This is a genomic window from Sulfitobacter sp. PS-8MA (assembly GCF_040933935.1).
GTDB lineage: Bacteria > Pseudomonadota > Alphaproteobacteria > Rhodobacterales > Rhodobacteraceae > Sulfitobacter.
The window spans coordinates 34,114-57,078 of record NZ_JBFQYJ010000006.1 but is presented as its reverse complement, the minus strand read 5'-3'; the positions used below and the strand labels follow the sequence as shown (position 1 = coordinate 57,078).

21 protein-coding genes are annotated in these 22,965 nt (G+C 65.2%); 10 read left to right on the top strand and 11 right to left on the bottom strand.

Annotation, left to right across the window (positions count from 1 at the left end):
* Nucleotides 1–67: 67 nt before the first annotated feature.
* A complete protein-coding gene (locus AB4M76_RS04235) occupies nucleotides 68–976 on the bottom strand; it encodes a LysR substrate-binding domain-containing protein (protein WP_368440567.1) in 909 nt (302 codons plus the stop codon).
* Nucleotides 977–1,066: 90 nt separating this feature from the next.
* Here AB4M76_RS04235 and AB4M76_RS04230 point away from each other — a divergent pair, with 90 nt between their 5' ends.
* The 8 genes from AB4M76_RS04230 to AB4M76_RS04195 all read left to right on the top strand — a co-directional run bounded on the left by AB4M76_RS04230 (nucleotide 1,067) and on the right by AB4M76_RS04195 (nucleotide 7,308).
* On the top strand, nucleotides 1,067–2,191 hold the full coding sequence (locus AB4M76_RS04230) for an NAD(P)/FAD-dependent oxidoreductase (protein WP_368440566.1): 1,125 nt from the start codon (nucleotides 1,067–1,069) through the stop codon (nucleotides 2,189–2,191).
* A complete protein-coding gene (locus AB4M76_RS04225; protein WP_368440565.1) occupies nucleotides 2,157–2,474 on the top strand; it encodes a (2Fe-2S)-binding protein in 318 nt (105 codons plus the stop codon). The genes AB4M76_RS04230 and AB4M76_RS04225 overlap by 35 nt, the downstream gene beginning before the upstream one ends.
* Complete coding sequence (locus tag AB4M76_RS04220; RefSeq protein ID WP_368440564.1) at nucleotides 2,467–3,852, top strand: FAD-dependent oxidoreductase; 1,386 nt, start codon at nucleotides 2,467–2,469, stop codon at nucleotides 3,850–3,852. Before AB4M76_RS04225 ends, AB4M76_RS04220 begins: the two co-directional genes overlap by 8 nt.
* Nucleotides 3,849–4,619, top strand: a complete 771-nt coding sequence (locus AB4M76_RS04215; protein WP_368440563.1) for an ABC transporter ATP-binding protein — start codon at nucleotides 3,849–3,851, stop codon at nucleotides 4,617–4,619. The genes AB4M76_RS04220 and AB4M76_RS04215 overlap by 4 nt, the downstream gene beginning before the upstream one ends.
* Nucleotides 4,620–4,642: 23 nt before the next feature.
* Nucleotides 4,643–5,434: an ABC transporter substrate-binding protein gene (locus tag AB4M76_RS04210; RefSeq protein ID WP_368440561.1), complete on the top strand. Its 792-nt coding sequence runs from the start codon at nucleotides 4,643–4,645 to the stop codon at nucleotides 5,432–5,434.
* Nucleotides 5,435–5,501: 67 nt separating this feature from the next.
* Entirely contained in the window at nucleotides 5,502–6,191 is a 690-nt protein-coding gene (locus AB4M76_RS04205; protein WP_368440560.1) for an ABC transporter permease, read from the top strand.
* 2 nt (nucleotides 6,192–6,193) lie between these two features.
* On the top strand, nucleotides 6,194–6,961 hold the full coding sequence (locus AB4M76_RS04200) for an ABC transporter permease (protein WP_368440559.1): 768 nt from the start codon (nucleotides 6,194–6,196) through the stop codon (nucleotides 6,959–6,961).
* Nucleotides 6,962–6,963: 2 nt separating this feature from the next.
* Nucleotides 6,964–7,308: a RidA family protein gene (locus tag AB4M76_RS04195; RefSeq protein ID WP_368440558.1), complete on the top strand. Its 345-nt coding sequence runs from the start codon at nucleotides 6,964–6,966 to the stop codon at nucleotides 7,306–7,308.
* Nucleotides 7,309–7,435: 127 nt separating this feature from the next.
* Here AB4M76_RS04195 and AB4M76_RS04190 read toward each other — a convergent pair whose 3' ends face one another.
* The 3 genes from AB4M76_RS04190 to AB4M76_RS04180 are packed head-to-tail and all read right to left on the bottom strand — an operon-like array spanning nucleotide 7,436 to nucleotide 11,820.
* Entirely contained in the window at nucleotides 7,436–9,493 is a 2,058-nt protein-coding gene (locus AB4M76_RS04190; protein ID WP_368440557.1) for an FAD-dependent oxidoreductase, read from the bottom strand.
* 9 nt (nucleotides 9,494–9,502) lie between these two features.
* Nucleotides 9,503–10,555: a flavin reductase family protein gene (locus AB4M76_RS04185; RefSeq protein WP_368440555.1), complete on the bottom strand. Its 1,053-nt coding sequence runs from the start codon at nucleotides 10,553–10,555 to the stop codon at nucleotides 9,503–9,505.
* Nucleotides 10,552–11,820: an aromatic ring-hydroxylating dioxygenase subunit alpha gene (locus AB4M76_RS04180; protein ID WP_368440553.1), complete on the bottom strand. Its 1,269-nt coding sequence runs from the start codon at nucleotides 11,818–11,820 to the stop codon at nucleotides 10,552–10,554. The genes AB4M76_RS04185 and AB4M76_RS04180 overlap by 4 nt, the downstream gene beginning before the upstream one ends.
* A 108-nt stretch (nucleotides 11,821–11,928) precedes the next feature.
* On the opposite strand from AB4M76_RS04180, the gene AB4M76_RS04175 reads away from it, so the two are divergent.
* Nucleotides 11,929–12,840 carry a LysR family transcriptional regulator gene (locus tag AB4M76_RS04175; RefSeq protein ID WP_368440552.1) on the top strand — a complete coding sequence of 304 codons (912 nt, stop codon included), beginning with the start codon at nucleotides 11,929–11,931 and terminating at the stop codon, nucleotides 12,838–12,840.
* Nucleotides 12,841–12,912: 72 nt separating this feature from the next.
* On the opposite strand, the gene AB4M76_RS04170 is transcribed toward AB4M76_RS04175, so the two are convergent.
* Both AB4M76_RS04170 and AB4M76_RS04165 read right to left on the bottom strand, forming a co-directional pair.
* Nucleotides 12,913–14,532, bottom strand: a complete 1,620-nt coding sequence (locus tag AB4M76_RS04170) for an acyl-CoA dehydrogenase family protein (protein ID WP_368440551.1) — start codon at nucleotides 14,530–14,532, stop codon at nucleotides 12,913–12,915.
* 181 nt (nucleotides 14,533–14,713) lie between these two features.
* Nucleotides 14,714–15,856 (bottom strand): patatin-like phospholipase family protein, encoded by a 1,143-nt coding sequence (locus tag AB4M76_RS04165; protein WP_368440550.1) that lies wholly within the window; start codon nucleotides 15,854–15,856, stop codon nucleotides 14,714–14,716.
* 333 nt (nucleotides 15,857–16,189) lie between these two features.
* On the opposite strand from AB4M76_RS04165, the gene AB4M76_RS04160 reads away from it, so the two are divergent.
* Entirely contained in the window at nucleotides 16,190–16,987 is a 798-nt protein-coding gene (locus AB4M76_RS04160; RefSeq protein WP_368440549.1) for a glutathione S-transferase family protein, read from the top strand.
* Between the two features lie 318 nt (nucleotides 16,988–17,305).
* Here AB4M76_RS04160 and AB4M76_RS04155 read toward each other — a convergent pair whose 3' ends face one another.
* The 5 genes from AB4M76_RS04155 to dsbD all read right to left on the bottom strand — a co-directional run bounded on the left by AB4M76_RS04155 (nucleotide 17,306) and on the right by dsbD (nucleotide 22,924).
* A complete protein-coding gene (locus AB4M76_RS04155; protein ID WP_368440548.1) occupies nucleotides 17,306–18,721 on the bottom strand; it encodes a dihydrolipoyl dehydrogenase in 1,416 nt (471 codons plus the stop codon).
* Nucleotides 18,722–18,880: 159 nt separating this feature from the next.
* Nucleotides 18,881–19,588: a L,D-transpeptidase gene (locus tag AB4M76_RS04150; RefSeq protein WP_368440547.1), complete on the bottom strand. Its 708-nt coding sequence runs from the start codon at nucleotides 19,586–19,588 to the stop codon at nucleotides 18,881–18,883.
* 31 nt (nucleotides 19,589–19,619) lie between these two features.
* The gene (locus AB4M76_RS04145) at nucleotides 19,620–20,255 is read right to left on the bottom strand and encodes a DsbA family protein (RefSeq protein WP_368440546.1); all 636 of its coding nucleotides are present in this window, start codon (nucleotides 20,253–20,255) and stop codon (nucleotides 19,620–19,622) included.
* Between the two features lie 45 nt (nucleotides 20,256–20,300).
* Nucleotides 20,301–21,143, bottom strand: coding sequence for a prolipoprotein diacylglyceryl transferase family protein (locus AB4M76_RS04140; RefSeq protein ID WP_368440545.1), 843 nt, complete (start codon nucleotides 21,141–21,143; stop codon nucleotides 20,301–20,303).
* Entirely contained in the window at nucleotides 21,140–22,924 is a 1,785-nt protein-coding gene (gene dsbD, locus AB4M76_RS04135) for a protein-disulfide reductase DsbD (RefSeq protein WP_368440544.1), read from the bottom strand. The genes AB4M76_RS04140 and dsbD overlap by 4 nt, the downstream gene beginning before the upstream one ends.
* Between the last annotated feature and the right edge of the window lie 41 nt (nucleotides 22,925–22,965).

The following is a 22,965-nucleotide window of genomic DNA, read 5'->3' as shown; positions in this document are numbered from 1 at the left end:
ATTCTTTTTTAGAATGCCTTCGGGCCATCCGTCCCGCCCACAAAAGCCTACCGGGCGTCAGCCCCGCTCAGACGGCAAGCAGCGCATCGAACCGGGCTTCGACCAATTTCAGAAACTGCTCCGCGGCGCGCGACGGCTGGCGGGTGGTGGGCAGCAGCAGATCATATCGAAAGGGCTGGGCGGGCGACAAAGGGCGGGCGGCGATCCGACCAAGATTGGCGAAATACATCGCCGTCACCGGCTCGACGATCGCCATCCCCGCCCCCGCCGCGACCATCTCGCAGATAGATGCGGACAACTGCGCTTCCGCCACGATCCGAGGCCGCGCCCCGGCGGCCGAGAGAAAGGCATCCGTTTCCGACCGGGTGCCGATTTCCGCGCCAAGCGCGATAAAGGGGCGTTGATCGAAATCTCCCGGCGTCAGCAGGGTTTTCTCTGTCAACGCGTGGTCCAAGGGGAGCACGCCCATCATTGGTGCGGTGAACAAGGCGCGGCGCGTCACCGCGGGGTGGTCGTTGTCCAATGCCGCAAAGCCAAGGTCGAACTGTTGGGAACTCAGGTGACGCAGCACCGCTTGCGAGCTTCTCGTGCGCAGGGAGACGGAGATGCCGGGATGGTCGGCGATGAACTCGGCGATCACATCGGGCAAGAGTTTCAGCGCCAGCGCCGGCATCCCTGCGATCAGCAGGCTGCCGGTTCGAAAATCTCGAATGTCTTCGATGACGCGGGAAATCTCCATCATCCCGACGAAAGCCCGCTCGACCTCCTCATAGAGCGAACGGGCCTCAGAGGTGGGCACGACCTGCCTGCCCTGCCGCTCGAACATGTTAAAGCCCGCGGCGCGTTCCAATTCCGCGATCAGCTTGCTGACCGAGGGCTGGGTTGTTCCGAGCACCGCGGCGGCAGAGGTGACCTTGCCGGTCTCCATCACGGCGCGGAAGGCTTCGATTTGACGGTGGGTGAGCCGAGGGATCATGGGGATTCATAGCCTGAAGGAATGATTTGCGCAAATATTACAATTATTCTTATGAGCGCAATGCTGCGATTCTACAGGTGGAGGAATCGCATGCATCATCGCACCCCTGAAATCACCATCATCGGCGGCGGGCTTGTCGGCCTGTCTGTGGCGCTCGGCCTGCTTGGGGCCGGACAACGGGTGCAGGTCTTGGACGGGGCGGATAATGATGCCCGCGCCTCCCAGGGGAACTTCGGCCTCATCTGGGGCCAGGGCAAGGGCTGGGATTTCGCGCCTTACGCCAATTGGACGATGGATGCGCTGGCGGCTTGGCCCGGTTTCGCGCGGCAGTTGCAGGAGGTCACGGGCATCGACGTGGCGCTGGACCAACCCGGCGGCTATGAGTTCTTCACCGATGCCGAGGAGATGGCAGGCTTTGCCGCCGAAATGGCGCGGCAGGCCGACCATCTGGGCCATCGCGCCCGCTATGAGATGCTGAACGGGGATGATCTGCGCAGCCAGATGGCAGGCATCGGGCCAGAGGTCGCTGGCGCGAGCTTCTCGCCCAGCGACGGTCATGTAAATCCGCTGCGCTTTCTGCGCGCCCTGCGCTGTTCGGTTCAGGCGATGGGCGGGCGTGTGACACTGGGGGCCACCGTCTCTGCCATCGTGCCGCAACCCGGTGGGGGCTTTGCGCTTGCGCTGGCCGATGGGGGTGTCGTTTACAGCGCGCAGGTCGTGCTCTGCGCCGGGCTGGGGTCCGCGTCTTTGGCGGGCGATCTGGGGTTCATCACCCGGGTCAAGCCGCAGCTTGGCGAATTGCTGATCACCGAAAAACTGGGCGACCGCCTGCCGTTTCTGTCCAGCACCATCCGACAGGTTGACGAAGGCGGGGTGCAGATCGGCGGCACCAAGGCCGATGCCGGGCTCGATGACCGCGAGAGCCTGCGCGTCATGTCGGGCCTCGCGCGCCATGCCGTCACCGTCTTTCCCGCCCTCACCGATGTGCGGGTGGTCCGGGCTTGGGGCGCTTTGCGCGTCATGTCGCCCGATGGCTACCCGGTCTATGCCAAATCCGCCGCGCATCCCGGTGCTTTTCTGGTGACCTGCCACAGCGGCGTCACCCTCGCCCCGCTGCATGCCAGCGTGCTGGCGGATTGGATTTTGAACACATCCCCCACCCCTGATCTGGAGGCTTTCGATGAACGTCGCTTCGCGCTTTCGCACGCCGCCTGAGACCGGGAAGCGCGTGGCGTTCACCCTTGATGGCGCGCCCGCCTCGGCCCCCGCCGGGGTCACCGTCGCGGCGGCGCTTCTGGCGCAGGGCGGCGATTGGACCCGGCAGACCGCCTCGGGCGCGCCGCGCGCGGCTTTTTGCATGATGGGCGTCTGTTTCGACTGTCTGGTCGAGGTTGACGGCAGGCCCAATAGCCAAGCCTGCATGACGCTTCTGCGCGAAGGCATGACCGTGCGACGCCAGACCGGGCTGCGTGGACTGTGCGGAGGTCAGGATGGCTGAGGTCGATCTGATCATCATCGGCGCGGGGCCGGCAGGCATGTCCGCCGCCGCCGTGGCCGCCCGGGGCGGGCTTCGCGTGATGCTGCTGGACGAGCAGCCGCGTCCGGGCGGGCAGATCTACCGCAATGTGGCGCAGAACCGGGGCCAGCGTGGCTATCTCGGCAAAGCCTATGCGGCGGGGGCGGCCTTGGTCGATGCGCTCGCCCATCCGGGCATCACGATCCAGACGGGCGCCACGGTTTGGCGGCTCGACGAGGGGCCGCAGGTCACATGGTCGCAAGGCGGCAAAAGCCAGACGACCCCGGCGGCCCATGTGCTGCTGGCCACCGGCGCACAGGAACGCCCGGTGCCCTTTCCCGGCTGGACCCTGCCCGGTGTCATGCCCGCTGGCGCCGCGCAGATCCTGATGAAAACCGCCGGGATGCTGCCCAAAGATGCCGTGCTCGCGGGCTCCGGCCCGCTGCTCTACCTCATCGCGGCGCAGATGATCGACGCGGGCTGCCCGCCGCAGGCGCTCGTTGAAACGCAGACGCGGCGCAATATGCTCTCTGCCCTGCGCCACCTGCCGCGCGCGCTCTTCGGTATGCCGACCCTGCTGAAGGGGCTGAGCCTGATCGCCAAGATCCGGGCGGCGGGCGTGCCGCGTTATACGGGGGCCTCGGATTTCCGCGCGACCGCCAAAGCCAATGGCGATGTCGCCTTCGCCTTCCGCGCGCAGGGCCGCGCCCACAGCCTCAGCTGCGGCCTGCTGCTGACCCATCAAGGTGTGATCCCCGGCACCCATATCACCCGCGCCGCCGGGATCGCGCATGGTTGGAACGCCGCGCAGGGTGCCTTTCAGCCCGAGCATGATCTCTGGGGCGCGACCGACCAGCCGGGGCTGCATGTGGCAGGCGACGGTGCGGGGATCGGGGGTGCCGAGGCGGCGGCGGCGGCAGGTGAATTGGCGGCACTCGACATCCTGCGCCGCTCCGGCCAGCTCGGCACCGACCGCCGCAACCAGCGGGCTGCCCGCGCCCGTGCCGCGCTGTTCCGCGCCCACGCCATTCGGCCCTTCCTCGATGCCGCCTACCCGCCCCCGCCCGAGACCCTTAGCCCCTTAGACGACACCATCGTCTGCCGCTGCGAGGAAGTCTCCGCCGGGGCGATCCGACAGGCCATCGGCGAAGGCGCGCAAGGCCCCCGCCAGATCAAAACCTCCCTGCGCTGCGGCATGGGCCCCTGTCAGGGCCGCATGTGCGACGCGACCCTGCGCGGCCTGCTCAGCGAAGGCCCCGCAAACCAGCCAATTTCCCCGCCCCGCGCCCGCTCGCCGATCAAACCGATTGCCCTGGGCGAGCTGGCCGCACTCTCACCCCCTCAGGAGGACCCCGCATGACCGCCCCCGCAGCCCTGAAAGTCAAAGACCTGCACAAAAGCTTCGGCCTGCATGAGGTCATCAAAGGCGTATCGCTAGAGGCGCAAAAGGGTGAGGTCATCGCCATCCTCGGCGCCTCCGGCTCCGGCAAAAGCACCTTCCTGCGCTGCATCAACCTGCTGGAGACGCCGAACGCCGGCGAGGTCTGGCTGGCGGGCGAGCAGATGCGGATGACGCGGAACCGCCGGGGCGAGATTGTGCCGCAAGACCTGCGGCAGGTCGAGGCCATGCGCGCCCGTCTGGCGATGGTTTTTCAGGGCTTCAACCTCTGGTCGCATATGACTGTGATGGAAAACGTCATGGAAGGTCCGCTCTACGTCCAGGGCATCCCCAAGGCGCAGGCCCGCGAGAAGGCCGAGGCGCTGCTGGCCAAGGTCGGGCTGTCGGACCGGGCGGATTATTACCCCGCGCATCTTTCGGGCGGCCAGCAGCAGCGGGTGGCGATCGCCCGGGCGCTGGCGATGGACCCTGACGTGATGCTTTTCGACGAGCCGACATCGGCGCTCGACCCTGAACTCGTTGGCGAGGTGCTGGGCGTCATGCGCGATCTCGCCGAAGAGGGCCGCACCATGCTCGTCGTGACCCATGAGATGGGCTTTGCCCGCGATGTCTCCACCCGAACCGTGTTTCTGCACCAAGGCGAGGTCTGCGAAGAAGGCCCGCCCGCCGAGCTCTTTTCCAACCCGCAAACCCCAGAGTTCCAAGCGTTTCTTTCGCGCATGAACTAATCAACGACAGAGAGGACCACCCCATGTTTCGTAGAACCATCCTAAGCAGCGCCGCCGCCATCGCCCTCAGCGCCATCGCCCTGCCGCTGGCCGCCCAAGACACGCTGCGCATCGGCGTCGAAGGCGCTTACCCGCCGTTTTCTTCCAAGGAATCCGATGGCACGCTGGTCGGCTTTGACATCGACATCGCCAAGGCGCTCTGCGCCGAGATGCAGCGCGACTGCGAGCTGGTCGAGCAGGAATGGGACGGCATGATCCCGGCGCTAAAGGCGCGCAAGTTCGACGCCATCGTCGCCTCCATGTCGATCACCGAAGAGCGCAAGCGCCAGATCGATTTTTCCGACAAATACTACAAGACCCCGGCCCGTCTGGTGGCCCCCAAGGATGCCGATTTCGAAGGCACGCCCGAGGGGTTGGCCGGGAAGCGCATCGGTGTGCAGCGCGGCGCCACGCATCAGTGCTACGCCGAAAAGATGTTCCCCGACGCCGAGATCGTGCTCTACGGCTCGCAGGACGAGGTGTTCCGCGATCTGGCGCTTGGCCGCGTGGACGCGCAGCTGTCTGACAGCCTGATCGCGCAGGAAAGCTTCCTCAGCGCCGAGGCCGGTGCCGATTATGCCTTCCTCGGTGGCGATCACACGGATGTCGAATGCTACGGCGAAGGCGTGGGCATTGCCGTGCGCAAGGGCGAGGACGAACTGCGCGAAGATTTGAGCGCGGCGATCACCGCCATCCGCGAAAACGGCACCTATGCGGAGATCAACGACACATACTTCCCCTTCGACATCTACGGCGGTCGGCCCGAGCGCCAGTAACCCCCCGGCCCTAAACCCCCGTCAGGGCCGCCCCGCGCTGCCCTGACGCTCCTCTGAGGAACATGCGATGAACCTGCTTTTGGAATATCAATCCCAATTGATCGACGGCACGATCATGACGATCAAACTGGCGCTCACCTCGCTGGTGATCGCCTTGGTCTTCGGATTGCTCGGCGCATGGGCCAAACTCTCGGCCAACCGTTTGGCGCAGCGGCTGGCGGGGGCCTATACCACCATCGTGCGCGGCGTGCCGGATCTGGTGCTGATCCTGCTGGTGTTCTTTGGCGGTCAGGTGACGCTCAACAACATCGGGGCCGCGACCGGGCTTTGGGGCTATGTCGAGGTCAGCCAATTCGCCGCCGGCGCGGGCACGATCGGCGTGATCTTCGGCGCCTATTTCACCGAGACCTTTCGCGGCGCGATCATGGCGATCCCGTGTGGCCAGATCGAGGCGGGCATCAGCTGCGGGATGCGTAAGTCCCTGATTTTTCGACATATCATCTGGCCGCAGATGATCCGCTTTGCCCTGCCCGGGTTCACCAACAACTGGCTGGTGCAGCTCAAGACCACGGCGCTGGTCTCGGTCATCGGGCTTCAGGATCTGGTCTATAACGCCTTTACCGCCGGGCGCTCGACGGGCCAGCTATTCACCTTCATGGCGGCGGCGTTCGTGATCTACCTGCTGCTCACCGGCCTCTCTGACCTGCTGCTGCGCGCGGTGGAGCGGCGGTATAACCGCGGCGTGGTGAGGGCGTAATCATGGAAAACCTGCTGTCCTATATCCCGCTCGACATCGCGCTGATTGTCGAGAATTTCGACCGTTTCCTCTATGGCGTATGGGTCACGCTCAATCTGACCTTCCTCTCGCTGTTTCTGGGGGGGCTGCTGTCGATCCCCATGGCCATTGCGCGGGCGTCGCAACACCGGGTCTTCAACCCGCTGGTGCAGGGCTATACTTACGTCTTTCGCGGCACGCCGCTGCTGGTGCAGACCTATCTGATCTACTACGGCGTCGGCCAGTTCGAGGTGATCCGCCAGAGCTTCCTCTGGGACCCGATCCTGTCCTCGGCCTGGTGGTGCGCGCTCATTGCCTTCACGCTCAACACCGCCGCCTATACGACCGAACTGCTGCGCGGCGCCATCGCCGACACCCCCAAGGGCGAGGTCGAGGCCGCCATCGCCACCGGCCATTCCTACCGCAGCCGCATGCGCCGGATCATCCTGCCCTCGGCCTTTCGCCGTGCGATCCCGGCCTATTCCAACGAGGTCATCTTCATGCTGCACGGCTCGGTCATCGCCAGCACGATCACCCTGCAGGACATTCTCGGCGTCGGGCGCTGGCTGAACGGGCGCTACTACCTCGCCTATGAGGGCTTTATCACCGCGGCCCTGCTCTATTTCCTGATCGTGCTCTGCATCACATGGGCCTTTCGCGGGTTCGAGCGCCGCTACCTGCGCCATCTGACCCGCCCTGACCCCGCGGCCCAGCCTGACGTCCCTCCCCTTCCGACCCCTGAAAGAGTATGACCATGATCGAACGCATTCACAGCAAGCAACGCATGAGCAAAATCGTCAAACACGGCGGTGTTGTCTATCTTTGCGGACAGGTTGGCGACGGGGCCACGGTGACCGAGCAGACCGAGGATTGCCTTGGCCGCGTCGATCACCTGCTGCGCGAGGCGGGCTCCTCGCGCGCGCATATCTTGCAGGCGACCATTTGGCTGGCCGATACGGCGGATTTCGACGCGATGAATGCGGTCTGGGACGCCTGGGTGCCAGAAGGAGCCGCCCCGGCCCGCGCCTGCGGCGAGGCGAAGCTGGCCGATGCGGAGCTTCGGGTCGAGGTGATTGTGACCGCTGCCCTCACCGCGTAACGCTTGGCTGGCGGCGCCGCGTGACACAGTTCCGGAAGCGCGCGGCTCGCCCTCTTCGCGATCAAGGCCCAACGATCATAGAGCGCGACCGGCGCGGGCATTGAGGACCGCACCCCGCTTTTGCGGATCAGAGATCTTTGACGAGGCGCAGCGCGTCGTAGATGGCCGCATGGGTGTTGCGCGACGACACCGCATCGCCGATCCGGAAAAGCTGAAACGCGCCATCGGGATTGGTCTCAAGCCGCTGCGGCTCGCCATTGATCAAGGCGGAGTGATCTACCGCCCCGCCGTTGCGAGACAGGGGGCGCAGGTCGAAATATAGCTCATCGAGCGGCATCGTGCCGTAGTTCACGACCACCTGATCATATTCGGCATGGGTGACGCGGTCGGAATAATCGGTGCCGAGGGTGGCGCGCAGACGGTTCCCCAGACGCTCCAGCCCGACCAGCCGCTGGGCGATGGTAAAACGCACATCGTCATGCTGAAGCGCCTTCATATAGCGCGACAGGTTCATCGCCATGACTTCGGGCGCAAAGGAGCGGTCGGGGGTCATGATCTCGATCTTGGCATGGCTGCGAAGGGCCGCTTCGGCAGCTTGCAGACCGGCATGATCGCCCGCCTCATCGTAGATCAGAATATCGCGGCCGGGGGCGACGTCGCCCGAGAGAATGTCCCAAGAGGTCACCGCAAGCGGCAGCTCGCTGTCGGTTTCAAACAGCATCCGATGCGCCATCCCGCCGGTCGCGACGATCACCACATCCGGATCGAGGGCGGTCACGTCTTCCGCCTCGGCATAGGTGTTGTAGCGGATGTCCACCCCGGCCGCCGCGCATTGCGCGACGCGCCAGTCGATCAGCCCCATCATCTCGGAACGGCGCGGCGAGCGCGCGGTCAGGCGGACCTGACCGCCGGGCGCGCTGGCAGCTTCGAGCAGGGTCACCGAATGGCCGCGCGCCGCCGCAACGCGCGCCGCTTCCAGCCCGCCCGGACCGGCCCCGATGACCGTCACCCGGCGGCGCTTCTGCGCCGGTGGGATGGTATGGGGCATCGTCTCTTCGCGGCCCGTCGCGGCGTTGTGCAGACACAGGGCCATGCCCCCCTGATAGATCCGGTCCAGACAATAGTTCGCGCCGACACAGGGGCGGATATCGTCCTCCCGGCCCTGGGTGATCTTGGCCACCAGATGCGGGTCGGCCATATGCGCCCGGGTCATGCCAACCAGATCGAGATGCCCCTCGGCAATCGCGTGGCGGGCGGTGGCGACATCCTGAATCCGCGCGGCGTGAAAGGTCGGCAAGCCGGTGGCACGGCGCAGACGGCCTGCGAAATCCAGATGCGGGGCCGAGCGCATGCCCTGGATGGGGATCATCTTTGTCATCGCGGGATCGGTGTGAATCCGGCCCCGGTTCACATTCAGGAAATCGACCATCCCGCTGGACTTGAGCCTGCGCCCGATCTCGATCCCTTCCGCTTCGGTGATGCCACCGGCCTGGCTCTCATCCGCCGTGGCGCGGATGCCGACGATGAAATCAGGGCCAACCCGTTTGCGCACCGCCGAGAGCACATCGGTGGTGAAGCGCAGGCGGTTTTCCAATGTGTCGGCCCCGTAAGGCCCGGTCAGCGCATTGGTGAGCGGCGACCAGAACTGGTCCATCAGGTGACCGCCGGCGTAAAGCTCTACCCCGTCCATCCCGCCGGCCTGCATCCGCTCCGCCGCGGCGGCATAGTCTTCGATGATCCGCGCGATGTCCCAATCCTCCAGCACCTTGGGGAAGGCCCGGTGGGCGGGTTCGCGGTGGGGGCCGGGCGACACGGCGGGCAGCCAGTCGCCCTTGTTCCAGGTCGTGCGCCGGCCCAGATGGGTCAATTGGATCATCACCGCCGCGCCATGTTCATGGCAGGCGTCGGTCAGCTCGCGGATCCAGGGCACGACCTCGTCGCGATAGGCGAGGATGTTGTTGAACACCGGCGGGCTGTCGCGCGACACCGCCGCCGAGCCGGCCGTCATGGTGAGGGCCACGCCCGCGCGGGCCCGCTCTTCGTGATAGAGACGGTAGCGCGTCTTGGGCATCCCATCCTCGGGATAGGCCGGTTCGTGGCCGGTGATCATCACCCGGTTGCGCAGGGTCAGATGCTTCAGCCGGAACGGCGTGAGCAACGGGTCGGTTCCGGGGGTATCCTTCATGGCGCGCTCCTAACAATCAAGGACGATGTCGGTCAGCGGGCGGCTGACGCAGGGCAGGATGAAGCCGCGGTCGATCTCGCGCTGGCGGATGCCGCCGTCATGCGACATGGTGACTTCACCGGAATGTTTGAACGTCTTGCAGGTGCCGCACATCCCCCGCGCACAGGAGGAGGGCAGCGGCAGCCCGGCCTGTTTGACCGCCGAGAGGATCGTCGTGGTCTCGGCACAGGAAAACACCTGGCCCGACTTTGCGAAAGTGACGCTGCGCAGCGGGGTTTCGGTGCCCGGCGTGATCTCGGCCTCGGGCGATGAGAAATCGAAACTTTCCTCCCCGTAGCGCTCGGGCGGCACGCCTGCCGCGCGGGCCGCGGCGCGCACCATGGCCATGAACCCCTGCGGGCCGCAACACAGAACCGTGCGGCGGGCGAGGTCTGGCACGATCCGCGCCAATAGGTCCGCGTCCAGCCGGGTCGATGCCGCCTCGCGCGTGGTCAGCCGCGCCACCGCAAGCTTCGGCAGGCGGCGGGCGAGCGTCTCCGTCTCGGCCGCTACGATCCAATCGGTCTCGCGCGGCGCGACCTGGATCAGCACCGCGTCGAGATCAATGCCCCTATCGGCGGCGGTGCGCAGGATCGACAGCATCGGTGTCACGCCGCTCCCCGCCGCGATCAGCGCATAGGCCTCGCCCGGCCAGGCGGCGGGGCCGAACCGGCCAGAGGGGCCAAAGGCCTCGATCCGCGCGCCGCGGCACAGCGTGGCGTGCAACTGGCGCGACCCCGCGCCCGGCTGCCGCTTGACGGTGATCTCAATGCCGCCGTCGCGCGCCGCGGAGGAAGAAATCGTATAGCAGCGCTCAATCCGCCCCGCCGCCGTTTCGATACGGAAGGTCATGAACTGGCCCGGGTCATGTTCGATCCGGCTGCCGTCCTCCGGGGTCAGCAGGAAGGTCCGCACCTCTGGCGCTTCGTCCCAGACGCCCCGACAGACCAGCCTGCCCCAGCGGTCCGGCGGGAAGCGCCGCCGCCGCCGGCTGTCCCATTCGGTGAGGTCGATCTCGGTCACAGCGCGTATCCGCTTGCCTGCATCCGCGCGACATACCAGCTGGCAAATTCATCCAGCGCCCGTTCGGTGAAGCGCGAATAGGGCCCGGGCCGATATCCGGCAGAAGAGACCCCGCGCTGCGCCAGCGCCACCAGATGCGCGTCCTCGGCATTGGTTGTCTTCCAGACCGCCGTGAGGTTCTCAAGGTCGTAATCCTCGCCCTCGACAGCCTCGGCATGGACCAGCCATTTCGTGCGCACCAATGTCCGGTCGGGGGCGACCGGGTAGGCGGCAAAGACGACAGCATGGTCTGACATGATATGGTTCCAGGAATTGATGCCCCAAAGATGCACATCGCCCATCCAGGGGCGGTTCGCCTTGCCCAGCGAAAGCGCCACGGCGGCGCGCGTGTCGGGCGTCTGGCTCTCCCCCAGTCCGGCGATGATCAGCCGCTGCGTGCGGAAATTTGTCGGCCAGCCCACGGTATGTTCCACAGGTTCATAGGCCAGCCCCTCCCCGGTCCAATGCGCGCCGTATTTCGCATAGGCGTCCAGCAGGGCATTCGCCTCGGCCCGCTCGCTTTCGGTGAGGTTCTCGGGGTCGTATCCGAAATCGGCGGCGTGGAAACTGAGCGCGAGCTGCGGATGGTTCGACGCGCAGTGATAGCACTCGCGGTTGTTCTCCATCGTCAGCTTCCAGTTGCCCTCTTCGATCACGTCCTGTTCAAAGGCGACCTTTGCATTGCGCAGGTCGTAATCTGCCAGACGCGGCTCCATGACGGTGGCCAGTTCTTCGATATCGGCAGGCGGATCGGGCGCGAGACAGGCATAGAGGATGCCCCCCACGTCGCGCAGCGCCACCGGCTTGAGGTGATGCAGGGCGCGGTCGAAATCGACGCCCATATGGGGGGCGAGCGCGAGGGCACCGTCGAGATCATAGGTCCATTGATGATAGGGACACACGAGCTTGCCGACGATCGACCGCCCCGGCGGTACCAGCCGCGCCCCGCGATGGGAACAGACATTGTGAAACGCGCGCAGCCCACCCTCGTCATCGCGCAGAATGACGATGGAAGAAGGTCCGATATCCAGTGCGATCACATCGCCCGCCTCGGGCACGTCACAGGCCACCCCCACGGCGATCCAGTGCTGGCCGAAAATCGCCGCGCAATCGGCCGCCCAGACGGCGGCGGAGGTATAAAGCGGCGCGGGCAGCGTATGGCCCGGGCGGCGGGCCGCGAGATGTCGCGCGATGTCGGGGTGATTTCCTCCGTCGGTATCGAACATTGCATACCTCCTCGTAACACTGGGAACAGCCTGCGCGTTACAATCGCTTGCCGCAACGGCATTTCCGGGCCAGAAATACATACGCCCAGCGAATGGAAAGGACTGCCCATGCATAGGCTGCGCCGCAGCATTTCCTCCCTGACCGTGTTGCTGACCTTTGAGGCCGCGGCGCGGCGCGAGAGCTTTACCCGCGCCGCCGAGGAGCTTGGCGTGACGCAGGCGGCGGTGTCGCGCCGGATGAAGCAGCTCGAAGCTGAAATCGGCTGCCCCTTGTTTCTGCGCGCCAACCGGCGGGTGGTGCTGACAGAAGAAGGCAGCGCCCTATTCGCGGCCACCGGTGACGGTTTTGACCGGATCGCGGATGCCATTGCCGGTATCCGCGACCGTCCGGCTGACCTGACGGTCGCGGTGTCGGTGGCCTTTGCGCATTTTCGGCTGCTGCCCGAATTGTCGTCATTTCGGGATATCGCGCCCGAGGCGAACCTGCGCGTGGTGTCGAGCGATACCTGGACCGCCCCGGATGACCCGAGCATCGATATTGCCGTCAGATATGGGGCGCCGCCGTTTCGCGGCATGACGGTGCTTGGATCGCTGGGGGACGCCGTGGTGCCGGTCTGCGCCCCCGCGCGCCGCAATGCGCTTGCCGGTGTCACCATCGATGACCTGATCGCGGGGCGCTGCGGCGCGCTGATCGAGGCCGATGCGCCCGAACCCACATGGATGGGATGGGGCCAATGGTTCACAGCGCAAGGCCACCGCGCCCGCCCCAGCGGCAAATGGCTGAGGTTCAGCAGCTATTCCGACGGGATTTACGCCGCGATGGCAGGTCAGGGCATCGCATTGGGCTGGAAGGGGCTGATCGAGCGCCCCCTCGCCGACGGCCGCCTTGCGGCCTTGCCCCTGCCGATCCTAAGGCCGAAAGAGCGCCATTGGATCATGGTATCCGACAAACTCGCCCCCTCGCCTCAGGCCCAAGCTTTCGCGTCCTGGATGGAAAAATCCATGGGCTTTGTGCCGTGATCCGCCTGCGGTAGCGGATCGGGGAAAGGCGCGGCGTATAGACCACGGGCGTCCGCCCTCTGCGATGGCCCGTTAGCCAATCCTCGCCAATATTGCCGCGCTGTCCTCCGTACGGATCGTGCCCGGAACCCGGCCTCTGTCGCCCGAAACTCGCGTCGCGACAAAGGCTTCCGCGATTGCCTCCGGCGCATGTCGGAGCAAAATCGCAGCGGTCAAAAGATAGGCCGTCCTTTCGACGAACCAGCGGGCGTCCTGTTCCGGCGGGAGGCTGCTCCAACGCGCCCGGTAGGCCTGAAGCGCCGCATCAAACCGCGGGTCATCCCCGGCCACAGCGTCCAGTTCCGCATCGACGACAGCACGCGCCCGCGGGTCTTTCGCAAGGCTGCGCAGGACATCAAGGCAGATGACATTGCCCGACCCCTCCCATATGCCGTTGAGCGGGGCTTCACGGTAGAGCAGCGGCAGCGGCGTGTCTTCGATATAGCCCATGCCCCCAAGGATCTCCATCGCCTCGCCGACGACCATGGGGCAGAGTTTGTTGTTCATGAATTTGGCCAAGGCCACCCCGATGCGGGCGAAAGCGCGGTCGTCTTCGGTCTGACCGTCAAAGGCCCGGGCGACCCGCATCCCAAGCGCCAGCGATCCTTCCCAGTCCAGCGTCAAATCGGCCAGAACGCTGCCCATCAACGGCTGATCGATCAGGGTCTTTTGGAAGGCCGTTCGATGCGTCACCCAGTGGTTTGCCTCGACCAAAGCCGCGCGCATCAGCCCCGCGGGCGCCATTGCGGTGTCGAGCCGCGTGTGATGGACCATCTTGATAATCGTCTGGATGCCGCGCCCGCCCGCGCCGATCTGATAGGCCAGCGCGCGGTCATATTCGATCTCGGCAGAGGCGTTGGAGCGGTTTCCCAGCTTGTCCTTCAACCGCTGGATGCGGATGCTATTGCGCGCGCCCTCCAGCCAGCGCGGGACAAGAAAACAGGTCAGCCCTTCGGGCGCCTGCGCAAGCGTGAGCAGCCCGTCTGACATCGGGGCAGAACAGAACCACTTATGCCCGGTCAGCCGCCAGACGTCCCTATCGGCTTCGGCGCGGGTGGCATTGCTCATGACATCCGAGCCGCCCTGTTTTTCGGTAATGGCCATGCCGATGGTGGCACCGCTCTTACGCGCCAGCGGTGCGACCGCGGGGTCATACTGTCGGGACAGGATCTTGCGGGACCAATCCGGCGAAATCCCCTGCGCGGCGGCGATCACCGGGACGGCGGCATAGGTCATCGTCAGGGGGCAGCAATGCCCCGGCTCGACCTGACTGGCCAGATAGACCATCGCCGCATGGGTCGCATGTCCGCCGGGGGTGCCTTCCCAGGCCACGGCGGAATAACCGGCCGCCGTGGAGATCTCCATGAACTGGTGATAGGCCGGGTGATAGCGCACCTCATCCAGCCGCCGCCCCCAGCGATCGAACAGGTCGAGTTCAGGACTGTGGCGATTGGCATCGCGTGCAGCCGCACGCCATTTGGCCCCGCCGATGCTCTGCGCATAGCGATGGACCGCATCGGTCTGCGCGCCCATCAGGGGGGCAATCGAACGCAAGACCGGGTCACCCTGCCATAGATCACTGTCACCTCGGCTGCCCGGCTGGTTATAGACCTCATGGGTGCCAAGATCAGATTGCGGGTCACTATGCGTCATGCCAGCCTCATTGATGCAGAAGGGAGAGCCGATGCTGAACCTTAGTCCCTATCGGGATTTCAGTCCATCATCAGACCAACGGGGTTTTAGCGCGCGCGCCCCCCCGGCCAAAAGCCTATGGCGGATGCTTCAGATAGCACTGATGCCGGGACAGCGCGCCTGGCCCTACGTCAAATCGCGCTCACAACGGGCCTAGGAAGGAGCGCAATTCATCCGCGCGCGCAATCGTATCGGCATAGCCCAGATCAATCAGATCGCCGATATAGGCAGGCTCAAACATCAGATAGCTTTCCAACCGCCCGTCATGATGCCAGGCCCCGACCATCTTCATCAGGATGCGGATCGTGCGCGGCAGGTCATGCGCATGCGGGCGCGCGATGTCGCGCAGGTCTTGCGATGGGGCGAGAAGCAGCGCGGAAATGGGCCGCAGCCATGATTGCTGCCGCACGTCCTCGGGCATGAGGGTAAGCGTTTCGTTGACCCGCAACATCCGCTCATAGTCGGCTTCGATATTGTCATTGAAGAGGATGTCGAGCGCATGGCCGGCAATATCCCCGAAAGTCGGCGGCGCGGTGGGCAGGTCTTTCGGCGGGACTTGGTGCAGAGGGTCGCGCGTTGCGATGACCAGCACCCGATCCGCACCGGTACGGATTGCCGGTGACAGGGGTGAGGTAGACCTCAGCGAGCCATCGCCATAATATTCGCCCTCGATCTCCACCGGATCAAACGCAAAGGACAGCGAAGACGAGGCCAGCAGATGCGCCGGACCGATCTGCGCACGGCGTCCGATCCGGCGGGCGCGTTGCCAGTCGGCGATGCCCTCCACCCCGTCAAAGAAGGTGACCGCGACACCCTGGCTGTAGCTGGAGGCGGTGACGCAAAGCGCATGGAGCGCCCCGCTGGAAATGGCCCGATCCAGCCTTTTACGGTTGAACTCACGCTCCAGCAATTGGCGCAGCGGGGCATGGTCAAGCAGTGCGCCCCCTGCCCGCAACCCGCCAAAACGAAACAACAGGTTCCCGGCCAGACGGGAGCCGCTAAGCAGGACTTTGAGCGGAATGGTCTCATAGATCGAGGTGCAGTGCAGCCCCCGCCACAGTCTTTCCAGATGCCGCACCGCCACCTGAAAGTCCTGCGCCATCACCGCGACCGGGGCCGCGTTGATCGCACCGGCAGAGGCGCCGCAGACGATCTGGAAAGGCGAGCGCCGGGCGCCGCTGATCTCTGCAATCGCCTTGAGGACACCGACCTGATAGGCACCCCGCGCACCGCCGCCCTGAAGCACCAGAGCGGTCTTTCCGCGATCTCCCCTATGCGTTTCCATTCTCACATCCCGTCCCAGCAGAGCGGCGGGTGGCGGGCCACCTGCCTCTGGTCAATAATGCGCCGGGCGCGACGGCGAATAAAGCACTGATCTTGCGAAAGACTGGCAGTGCGACGTGCTGATGATGGTGCGCGCACCCCGGCGTGGGGGCTGCGAGAGCCAGATCACCGCCCGCTATCGGAAAATACTCTTTGGCAGGTGTCCTCCGACCCGGCTAGACTTCTGACAAGGCCCGCGCTTTCCTTTCGCCCCCCGATCACGCGCAGAGCATGACCTGCGAAGCGATGGGAAGGCCAGTATTTGACCTGCACCGCCCCCCAGAGGAGTGAACTGATGTCCGGCAAACATATCGTCTATCACATCCCCGTCTGCCCTTTCTCGCAACGGCTCGAAATTCTGATGGCGCTGCGCGGGCAGAAAGACGCGGTTGAGTTCCGGGTCGTCGACATCACCAAACCGCGCGACCCGGCGCTGTTGGCGAAAACGCAGGGCACGACAGCTTTGCCGGTTCTGGAAACCCCGGAGGGCGCGATCCTGAAAGAGAGCCTGGTCATCCTCCGCTATCTCGATGAGGCGCTCGAAGGCCCGACGCTCCGCCGCGACGACCCGTTTGAACATGCCATCGAATCCATGCTGATCACCCGCGAGGGGCCGTTCACCATGGCGGGATATCTCTTTGTCATGAACCAAGACCCCGACCAACGCGAAGCCTACGCAGAAAAACTGCGCGCCATTTACCGCGATATCGACGGTTTCCTGCGCTGTTACAGTCAGAAAGAGCCTTTCTTGTTCGATGCCTTCGGGCTGGCCGAAACGGTCTTCACCCCGATGTTCAAACGCTTTTGGTTTCTCGACTATTATGAGGAATTTGAACTGCCCGACACGCCGGAATACCGGCGGGTGCGGATGTGGAAAGACGCCTGCATGGCCCATCCCGCGGCCCAGCAGGTCAGCAAGGAAGAGATCGTGAAGCTCTATTACGATTACGCCCTTGGCGCGGGAAATGGCGCACTGGTCGAAGGCCGCAGCGTCTCAAGCTTTGCCTTCCTCCCCCATTGGCGCGACCGCCCCTGGCCGCCGCGGGACAAATATGCCGGCAGCGCCAGCGACGCGGCTTTGGGGTTGGTATAGGCGGGCGCGGGCCGTGGGTCGGTATCTGAATGAGCGCCGCAATAGCGGGTTTTTGTGCCCGTCAGAGGATGAGCTTTCAGGATGTCGTAGATCGGACCCGGTTCGCGCCCTTTGCTCCGCCGGTTCAAAACCAAATCATAAGACGTTTCTTCGCGCTAAAGCGATCCCGTGGCGTCAAGGAAGTTGTTGGATGGATATAAAGGCAACCTTTTCATCAGTTGAGAAGACCGCCTGAACTATACCTACAATGATGGATCGTCATCCATATGTAGAGCCCATTGACCCACCGCCTCCGCCCCACTCCAACTATCGCCTCACCTATTCCAAAGCTTCGGCCTTCAAAGACCCGCAGCCGGCCAGATCCGAAATGCTGCAGGGCGGCAGCTTGCGTGCGATGTCGCGCAGGGCCGTGCGCAGCCCTTCTTCGAGCGTGGGGTGATAGAAGGGCATCCGCAGGAGATCATGCACCGTGAGATCCTGCTTGATCGCCAGGGCCAAAAGATGAGCGAGATGCTCCGCGTCCGGCGCCGCCATCTCGGCGCCCAACAGGCGCCCGCCCTCACTGGCCGCGTAGATGCGCAGCAGCCCCGCGTTTTCCTGCATGACCCGCGCGCGGCCCTGCGCGCTGTAATCGACCTCTCCGATGAGGCACTCCTTGAGATCGCCCGCCTGTTGGCCGACCGCAGCCACCTGTGGCGAACAGAATGTCACCGTCATCGGCGTGCGCCGGTCCAGCCGCACGGGCCCATCATTCGTCGCGTTGATCCCCGCGATATGACCTTCGTCCGCGCCTTCGTGAAGGATGGCGCGGAAGCCGTTGGCATCCCCTGCGAAGAGGACCGGGGTGTCCGCGATGCGCATCGTATTCGGATCGACCTCCGGCATCCCCTTGTCGTCGAGCGGCACCCCCAGGCTGTCCAGTCCCAGATCCTGCAGATTGGGACGCCGCCCCACGGCGACCAGAACCTTGTCGACGACGATACTTTCGTTGTCATCGCCCCAGGTGATTTTCACACCGTCATCCGCCTCCGCAAGGTCCGCTTCGACGCCGAGGTGAATGGGAAACTCCTGTGTCAGAAGGTCGTGCAAGCTGCCGGCGACCTTGTCATCCGAGATGCCGGCCAGGTGTTCTGCCCCGTCAAAGCCGTGCACCTCGATGCCAAGCCGCGCCAGGGCCTGCGCCAATTCCACACCGACGGCCCCCAGACCGATCACGCCGATCCGGGCGGGCAGATCAGGTTCTTCGAAAAGCGTGTCGGTGGTCAGGATACGGTCGCCGAACGCCTGCCAAGGGGGCGGCACGATCGGGCTGGAGCCCGGCGCCAGAATGATCTGGCGCGCTTCGATCCTGCGCTTATCGACCACCAGCCGGTTCGGCCCGTCGAGACGCGCCTGCCCCGCGATGTCACGCTCGCCCAGATCCTCGGTCGATTTCAGAACACTTTCGACAAAATGATCGCGCAGTTTGCGCACCCGGGCCATCACCGCGGGAATGTCGGCCTTGAGGCCACCTCCCCCCTTGATACCGAACGTGTCCAGCAGGACCCGCGCGTGATATGCGTTCGCTGCGGCAATCAGCGTCTTCGAAGGCATGCATCCGACCCGGGCGCAGGTCGTCCCATAGGGTCGCTTGTTGATCAGAACGAAATCATCGGTCTGTTTGCGCACTTCCTGCAGGGCGGCCAACCCCGCCGTGCCGGCACCGACGATCGCCACGTCCACCTTATCCGTCATGGGTCACCCCTCCTCCTGTCGCTTGCCGGTCCGGGCGGGGCAGATGAATTTCAGAACGGCGCCCCCCCGTCCGACGTTCTTCAAAGCGTCCTCTGTCCCATCAGGATCGTCAAACCAATTTTTACGCGTCCTATGGGCAGAAAACCGCAGGCGCCGACCCTAAAGCATCTCCGGATCGCCCGGTCTCGCCGAAGGCAGCACCACGACCGAGGCCCCGTGAACGGCACGTTCATGCAGGTCGATGGCGTCCTGATTCAGCATGCGGATACAGCCCGAAGAGACGGCCTGGCCCAATTCCTGCGCCGAAGCGCTGCCGTGAACCCGGTAGAGCGTGTCCTTGCCGTTCTTGAAAAGATAGAGCGCGCGCGCGCCCATCGGATTGTCCGGCCCGGGGTCCATCCCGCCGTTCGCCACCGAATAGGGGGCCAGCTCGGGCCTCCGTTCGATCATGCTGGCAGGGACCTTCCAGCGTGGCCATTTGCGGCAGAACTGAAGCCGCGCCTCGCCTTCCCAGGCGAAACCGGCCGCACCGACGCTGACGCCATAGCGCATCGCCTTCTCCGGGCTCTCGACGAAATGCAGCAGCGTCGCATCCGGGTCGATCACGATGGTGCCGCGGGCGCGATCGGGGAACGGGTTTTCGACCTCCTGACGCCACAGGCGTGGCGGAATGATACCTTCCGGAACCGCCGGAATCGGAAACGGCTCGGTTGTGATCGGGCCATAGAACTCCGGCAGCGGTGGATGGGAAGGCGGCGGGGCAGCGGCCTTTACCACCGGTGCGGCCAGCGGTTCGGCCGATGTCCGGGCGCAGGCGGCAAGTCCGCCCGCCCCGACGAATGCGATGAAGCTACGGCGGTTCAACATTTGATACTCCTTTGCTCAGGTCGGGTTTGTCTCAGGCTCTGCTCTGGGCGACAGCGTCCAGAAGCGCGGCGCGATCCATCGATCCGGGGTAGATCGCCGTGCCGATGATGAAGGCAGGCGTCCCCTGCAGGCCGAGCTGCGCGGCTTGCGCACCATTGCGCGACATCAGACCGTCCCATGTGTCACGATTGGCCCGATAGGCGCTGTCCAGATCGGAGACGTCGAGGTCTGCCGCGATCAGCGCCGCCTCGATATCCTCTTTCGAAAGACGGCCCTGCGTGCCCATCAAAGCCTCATTCGCGGTCTTGTAGGCTCCGCTATCCGCAGCCCCGAGCGCCAGCTGGCTGGCCCGCACCGAGGGGGCACCGAAGATCGGCCAGTCTTTCATCACCAGCCGGATGTTGCCATCTTCGGCAACGACGTCGACAAGGTCCGGGTGGTTCGCCTTGCAGTAGGGGCATTGGTAGTCGAAGAATTCAACGATGGTGACATCGCCATCCGGGTTCCCGAGGACGGGGTTGTCCGGGTCGTAAAGGACATCCTCGACCGTCAGGGCTTGGGCATTCCCCTGCTTCGCGGGGGGTATCAACGTCGCGCCGAAAACGGCGGCGGTGCTGGCGGCCAACCCGCCGCCGATCACCAGATTTCTTCGGGTCACTATCGTCATTCTGCGTCTCCTTCTCTGTCTACGGTTGCCTGCGGTCTCCGCTCCTCATTCCTGCGTGGCGCGCTGGCCGCCGCCCCCGCTGCGCTTGAGATCCTCGATCCCGGCCAGCAGCGCGGCGCGCGAGATCTCCCCGGTATGGACCGCCTTGAGGCTGCCGTCCGCGGCGAAGAACAATGTGCTGGGCAGCCCCTGTAGCTCGAATTCCTGCATCAGAGCGTTGTTCGGGTCGCGCACCATCCCGTCCGGGGGGAGCCCGGCCGTGTTAAGGAAGTCCCGAATTGTCTCGGCACGCTCGCCCTGATTGGCGAAGACGACATCCACGGCATCCTGCGACCCTGCCACATCGACCATCATCGGCATCTCGCGGCGGCAGGGCGGGCACCAGGTGGCCCAGAGGTTCAGCACCAGCGGCTGGCCGTCCCGCTGGGCCAGCGATACCGGCGCGCCGGTCAGGTCGGCGAAACCGGCCGCCGGAATTCGCCCTTGCGCCTCATTGGGCAGCAAGAGTGTCGAGGTGACGAAAGCCAGCGCGGCCACCGTCACGGCGATCAGAACCGGCCCGCCTGCGCGGGGCCGGGCGAGGAAGGCGGCGAAGAGCGCAACGCCCACTGCGAAGACGCCCGCGTAGATGTCAAAGCCCCCCTGCCAGATCGCAAAGACAGTCCAGGGATCGGGCGCGAAAGCCTCCCAATGGGTCCAGACAAAGCCCAGACGCGCGCCGATGATCCAGACCACCAGCGCGATGTTGCCCCAGAACCGGATCGCATCGCCAATCTCGCGCCGCCGACGGGCCAGGATTTCAATTGCCAACACGAAAGCGAAGATCGTCAGCACCGCGATGAAACGGTCGTGCGAGAATACGAAGGGGCCAATGGATATCGCGTTCATCGGACCGCCTCCGCCGAGGCGCGCACCGCGCCGGGGCTGGTGTCGCCGACGATGCGGGTGCCGGCCTGCTCGCGTTTGCTGCGGTCCAAGAACACCATCGTCGGCGGGCCGACTGCGCCAAGCTGGTCCAGCATGCGCTGTGCGTTATCATCGAAATCGGAAACGTCTGCGGCGATCACGTTCATCCCCGAAAGCGCCGCCTGAACACCGGGATCAGGCCAGACGTTGCGCTCGATCACCCGGCAGGTCACGCACCAATCCGCCGTGACATAGACCAGCGCGGGCGTATCTGCCTTGGCGCTCAGCGCGGCATCCAGCGTATCGGGGCCGGTCACCGTCTCGAAACTCACCGCGGCCGTTTCAGCTGCAGCGCCCCGCCCGCCTTGCAACATGGCGAGCGGCCGCAGAGGGTCATCTCCGCCCAATGCGGCCCCCACCGCCATCAACGCCCCGGCCAGCATCGACAGCACCCCGGCAGTCTTGACGCCTCGCCGGGCCGGTCCGGCCTCAGCGGGCAGCAGATCGAGCGCGCCTGCGAACACGCCGGCAGCGATCAGCAGAGCCGCCCAAAGTGCGAGGATCACGGGGCCGCCCAGCAGCCGTCCGACCAGCCAGATCGCCATGCCAAGGAAGACGAAGCCGAAAACCCGTTTGACCCCGTCCATCCAGCCGCCCGCCCGCGGCAGCACCCGCGCGCCCAGCGTGCCGGCGATCAGCAGTGGAATCCCCTGCCCCAGCCCCAGGGCAAAGAGCGCACCGGCCCCCAGCAGGATGTCGCCCGTCCCCGCGATATAAAGCAGCGCCCCGGCCAGCGGTGCCGTCACGCAGGGCCCCATGATCAGCGCCGAGGTAAAGCCGAGCATCGCGGCCCCGCCAAAGGTGCCGCCGCGCCCCGATCCGGCGGAGGTCAGGCGCCGGGTCCAGGCCTCGGGCAATTGCAGTTCGTAAAGCCCGAACATCGACAGCGCCAGCGCGACAAAGATCGCGGCGACCACGTAGATCGCCATGGGGGATTGCAGCACCATCTGCAGGTTCTGCCCCGACCAGGCGGCGGCCACCCCAAGCAGGCCGAAGGCCGAGGCCATCGCCAGCACGTAGACGCCCGACAGCGCCGCGCCGCGTCGCGCGGTCAGATCGCTGCCCTGCCCCGACAGGATACCGGCAAGGATCGGGAACATCGGGAACACGCAGGGCGTGAAGGCCAGCAGCAGGCCGAATCCAAGGAACCCGGCAAGCACCAGCCATGTGCCGCCCTTTGACCGAAGCGATTCGACGAGGCCGGTGTCCTCGGCCAGCACGACGCCGCCCTCCGCCTGCGCCGCCGCGGGCGTGGCCTCGGCCCCGGGTATGGCCGCGAGCGTGCGTGTCACCGGCGGATAGCAGATGCCGCCATCCTGGCAGCCCTGCCATGTCAGGGTCACCGGGCCGCCCGCCGGCGGCAAAACCGCCTCGGCAGCGTCGAAATAGACCTCGACGGAGCCGAAAGTGGGATCGTCCATCTCGATCCCCGGGCGGGTCTCCAAGGGTATTTGGGTGCCGTCTTCGGTTTTTGCGGTCAGCTTGTCTCGGTAAAGGTAATATCCCTCAGCGACGTCCCAGGACAAAAGGCGGCTGCCGTCCTCGCGCTGTACCACGCTCAGGTCGAATGCCTCATCAACGGGCAGCGGCGCGCCGGCCGAGGACGACAGCAGCTGCGCCGCTGCGGGCAATGACAGCAGGATACTGAACAGAAGCACCAGCAGAGCGGCAACGGGGCGGATTCGGAGCGTGGTTCTCATCATATGCGCGTCATCGCGGCCCTGGCTTAAGTGAGGCTTAAGGT